This window comes from Roseateles sp. P5_B10, assembly GCF_056400485.1.
This window is the reverse complement of sequence record NZ_JBFULE010000448.1, coordinates 1-4,313: the sequence shown is the minus strand read 5'-3', so window position 1 is coordinate 4,313 and position 4,313 is coordinate 1. Positions and strand designations below refer to the sequence as shown.

The window sequence follows — 4,313 nt, the reverse complement described above, 5'->3', positions numbered from 1 at the left end:
GGCTCAAGCCGGGCGAGGGCAACGAGATCGAGGTGCAAGTCAGCGAGGCCTCGGCCGCCACGGCCACCGACATCGCCGAACGCCACGGCGACTACTGGGTGTTCGGTGGCATCTACCGGCCGGTGTGGCTGGAGGCGTCGCCGCTGCAGTCCATCGCGCACGTGGCCATCAACGCCCAGGCCAGCGGCGAGCTCACGGCCGACGTGACGCTGCGGGCGCCGCGCACGGTGACCCGGCTGGCGGCCCAGGTCACCACCCGCGACGGCACGGCCGTGGGCCAACCCTTCTCCACCGCGATTCCCACCGGCGGCGCCGGGCGCGTGCGCGTCCAGGGGCGGATCGACCAGCCGCTGCTCTGGTCCGCCGAAACGCCGCACCTGTACTTCCTGCAGCTCACGCTGTTCGAAGGCGACAAGGCCGTCCACCAGGTCAGCGAGCGCTTCGGCTTTCGGACCTTCGAGGTGCGCGAGGGCCGGGGCCTGTACCTCAACGGCCAGCGCATCATGCTCAAGGGCGTGAACCGCCACAGCTTCCGCCCGGAGACGGGCCGCGCCGTGTCACGCTCCCAGGCCTATGAGGACGCGCACCTCATCCGGTCCATGAACATGAACGCCATGCGCGTGGCCCACTACGCGCCCGAGAAGGCCTTCCTGGAGGCCGCCGACGAGTTGGGGCTTTACGTCATCAACGAGCTGAGCGGCTGGCAGAAGGCCCATGACACCGAGGTGGGCCGCAAGCTCGTGCGCGAGCTGGTGGAGCGCGACGTCAACCACCCCAGCATCCTGTTCTGGTCCAACGGCAACGAAGGCGGCTGGAACCGCGAGCTGGACGGCGACTTCGCCCTCTACGACCCGCAGGCGCGGCCGTTGCTCCACCCGTGGGAGGCTTTTGGCGGCATCGACACCAAGCACTACCCGCGCTACCCGGACCTGCAGCGCCGGCTGGCCGGCCCGCTGCTGGTGATGCCCACCGAGTTCCTGCACGGCTTGTTCGACGGCGGCCTGGGTGCCGGCCTGGACGACTACTGGCGGGCCATGAGCGCCTCGCCGCGCGGCGCGGGCGGCTTCCTTTGGAACCTGGCGGATGAAGGCCTCGTGCGCACCGACCAGGGCGGGCGCATCGACGTGTTCGGCACCTACGCGCCGGACGGCATCGTCGGCCCCCGGCACGAAAAGGAGCCCAGCTACTACACGGTCAAGGAGATCTGGTCGCCGGTGCAGATCGCGCCGCCAGTGCTGGACGGCCAATTCAACGGCGTGCTGAAACTGCGCAACGCGTTCGATTTCACGACGCTGGCGGCGGTGCGCTTCCAGTGGGAATGGATTCGGTTCGCCCAACCGCAGGACCGCAGCCCGGACGCCCGCGTGCTGGCGCAGGGCGACCTCACCGGGCCTGCCGCGGCCCCGCATGCCGCGGGTGAATTGAAGCTGCCGCTGCCCGCGGCCTGGCGCGAGGCGGATGCGCTGCGCCTGACGGCAACCCGCGGCGACGAGCATCTGTGGACCTGGGTCTGGGCAGCGCCCGACCGGCCCTCCCGCCTCGCACGCCAGCATGCCGGCGCGCCCGCGGTGGTAAGAGACGGCGACAGCATCCGGCTGCAAGCCGGCGCCATGTCCGCGCGCTTTGATGCCCGTACCGGCCTGCTGCTCGAACTCGCAAGGGGCGGCAAGGCGCAACCCTTGTCCAACGGGCCGCGCCTGGTGGTCGCCCGGCCCAGGCAGGCCGCCGAGCCAGCATGGATGGAACCGGCCGCCGCGGCCGACGGCGTCTACGAGTTCCCCACGCCGACGATGGCCAATGTTGCAACCATCGACCTCGGCATCACCGAGACCGATGGCTGGGCGAGCTTCAGGCTGGATCTGTCCGCCGATGGCCAGCGTTGGAAGACCGTCTTTGACGGCGCACGGGTGGCGCGCGACGGGCAGTCCTACATCTTCCCGCCCCAGGCCGTGAAGGCACTGCGCGTGACCCGCCTGGCGGGTGTGCGGCGCACGCCCTCGGTGGTGTCTCTGCGGCTGGCCTTCGAAGCAGACCGCTTCGCCGTACCAGCGGCTCAGGTCGCCGTGACCGCAGGCACCGGGCCGCAAGGCGCCTGGCTGGAAGCGCCTGGCGCCGGCGGGCTGGACCGCGTGCGCTGGACGCTCGGCGAGGACGACGACGGCGGCGTGCTTGCGCTGGACTACGGCTACCAGCTCCAAGGCCCCACGCTGTACCACGGTGTCGGCTTTGATCGGCCGCCCGTTGAGGCCAGCAAGCCCCGCGCGCTCGTGCGCGGGCCGAGCCCCGTCTGGCAGAACCGCCTGCGCGGGCCCGTGCTGGGTGTGTACGACATCGCATCGCCCGCCGGCTATTTCGCGGACCCGCGCTGGCTGCGGCTGAGCTCACCCGCTGGGGACCTCACCATCGTCAACGACGGGGCAGGCTATCTGCAACTGGGCGCGAGGCTGGCAGACTTCCCGACCACCAGCGTGGATTTCCCAGCCAGCGACATCGGCTTCCTGCACGCCATCCCCGCCATGGGCGCCAAGGGCCAGGCCGCAGACCTGACCGGGCCGGCGGGTGAGCCGGCCCTGGCGACGGGACGCTACGGCGGCCGGTTGCTGCTGCGGTTCTGACGGCCGCATGGCGCTGCCCGGTTGCACAACGATCACAGGAGACCCATTGAACCCCCTTCACGTCATGCGGGCCGCGGCTTGCGGCCTGCTCGCCCTGGCGGCCACGGCATCATCTCAGGCGCAAGACATCGCCCTGGGCCAACGACTGTTCGACAGCAACTGCGCCATGTGCCACACCGTGACACCGGACAGGCGCGCGCTGATGGGCCCCGGCCTGCATGGCATCGTCGGGCGCAGGGTGGGTGAAGCGCAGGGCTTCGGCTACTCGGCGGCACTGTCCGCGCTGGGTGCAAAGGGCAAGGTCTGGACGAAGGCGGAGCTGGACAGGTTCATCGCCGACCCCTCGGCCTATGCACCCGGCACCACCATGCCGATCAGCATGGCGGACAAGGCACAACGCCGGGCGCTGTTGGCCTATCTCGACAAGCTTTCGGCCTCTGCGGCCCAGCCGGCGGCGAGCACTGCGGCCAGCAAGCCGGCGGTCCCTGGTGCAGACGTGGGCAGCTGGAGTGCTGATCGACCGGGGCGGATCCACGAATGGAAGGTGTCCGACCTGCCCACGCCCTTCGCCACCGAAAGCGCAAGCAACGGGCCCCGCACGGTGCCACGCCCGGAAGGCACGTTGCCGTTGGTTCCCGAGGGCTTCAAGGTCAGCTTGTGGGCCAGGGACCCTGATCGCGGCCGCGTCATGGTCAAGGCACCCAACGGGGACATCTTCATCTCGTCCACGACGAAACGGCTGGTCAAGGTGTTCCGGTCGTCCACGGGCGAGACCGCCGATGTGGTGAGCACCTTTGCGTCGGGCATGGACCGCCCCTTCGGCCTGGCCTTCTGGCCGACAGGCTCCGACCCGCAGTACCTCTACGTGGCCTTCGTCAATTCCATCGTTCGATATCCGTACCGCAACGGCGACCTTGTGGCCGGCGGCGAACCCGAAGTGGTCGTTCCCAAGCTGTCCCAGGCCGTCGGCGCGCACTCGTCCCGGACGCTGGTGTTCTCTGCCGACGGACGCACGATGTTCCTGTCCATCGGCTCGGCGACGAACGTCGCCGAGGGCATCGGCAAGACGCCGCCCGAGCCGCTTGCCGGCTGGGAAGCCAAGCACGGCCTGGGTGCAGCCTGGGGTGAGGAGGAAGGCCGCGCCGTGGTGCTGGCGTTCGATGCCGATGGCAAGAACCGGCGCACCTATGCCGCGGGGCTGCGCAACTGCGTCGGCATGTACCTCTACCCACGCACCGGGAACCTGCTGTGCAGCGTCAACGAGCGCGATCTGCTGGGCGACAACCTGCCGCCGGACTACCTGACCCGGGTGAAGGAAGGCGCCTTCTATGGCTGGCCCTGGTTCTACATCGGCGCCCATGAAGACCCCCGTCTCGCCGGCCATCGACCCGACCTTCGCGACAAGGTGACAGCGCCCGATCTGCTGCTGACGGCGCACGCAGCACCACTCGGCATGGTCATGTATGAGGCGCCGCCGGCCGCTCCTGCGGCGTTTGCGAAGGCCTACGACGGCGACCTGTTCGTCGCCTTTCACGGCTCCTGGAACCGGCAGACGCGCACGGGTTCGAAAGTGGTCCGGGTGTTCATGAAGGATGGCGTGCCGACGGGCCGCTACCAGGACTTCGTGACGGGTTTCGTCGCCAGCGACACCGAAGTCTGGGGCCGGCCCAGCTCGGTCGCCGTGCAGAAGGACGGCTC

At 69.7% G+C, this 4,313-nt stretch carries 2 protein-coding genes; both read left to right on the top strand.

Translation table 11 applies throughout. The features are described from left to right. Positions 1-2,615, top strand: a 2,615-nt coding sequence (locus tag AC1DU6_RS21590) for a glycoside hydrolase family 2 protein (RefSeq protein WP_477859498.1), incomplete at its 5' end; no start/stop codon positions are given. A gap of 46 nt (positions 2,616-2,661) precedes the next feature. Further along, a partial coding sequence (locus AC1DU6_RS21585) for a PQQ-dependent sugar dehydrogenase (RefSeq protein ID WP_477859496.1) occupies positions 2,662-4,313 on the top strand: 1,652 nt, incomplete at its 3' end.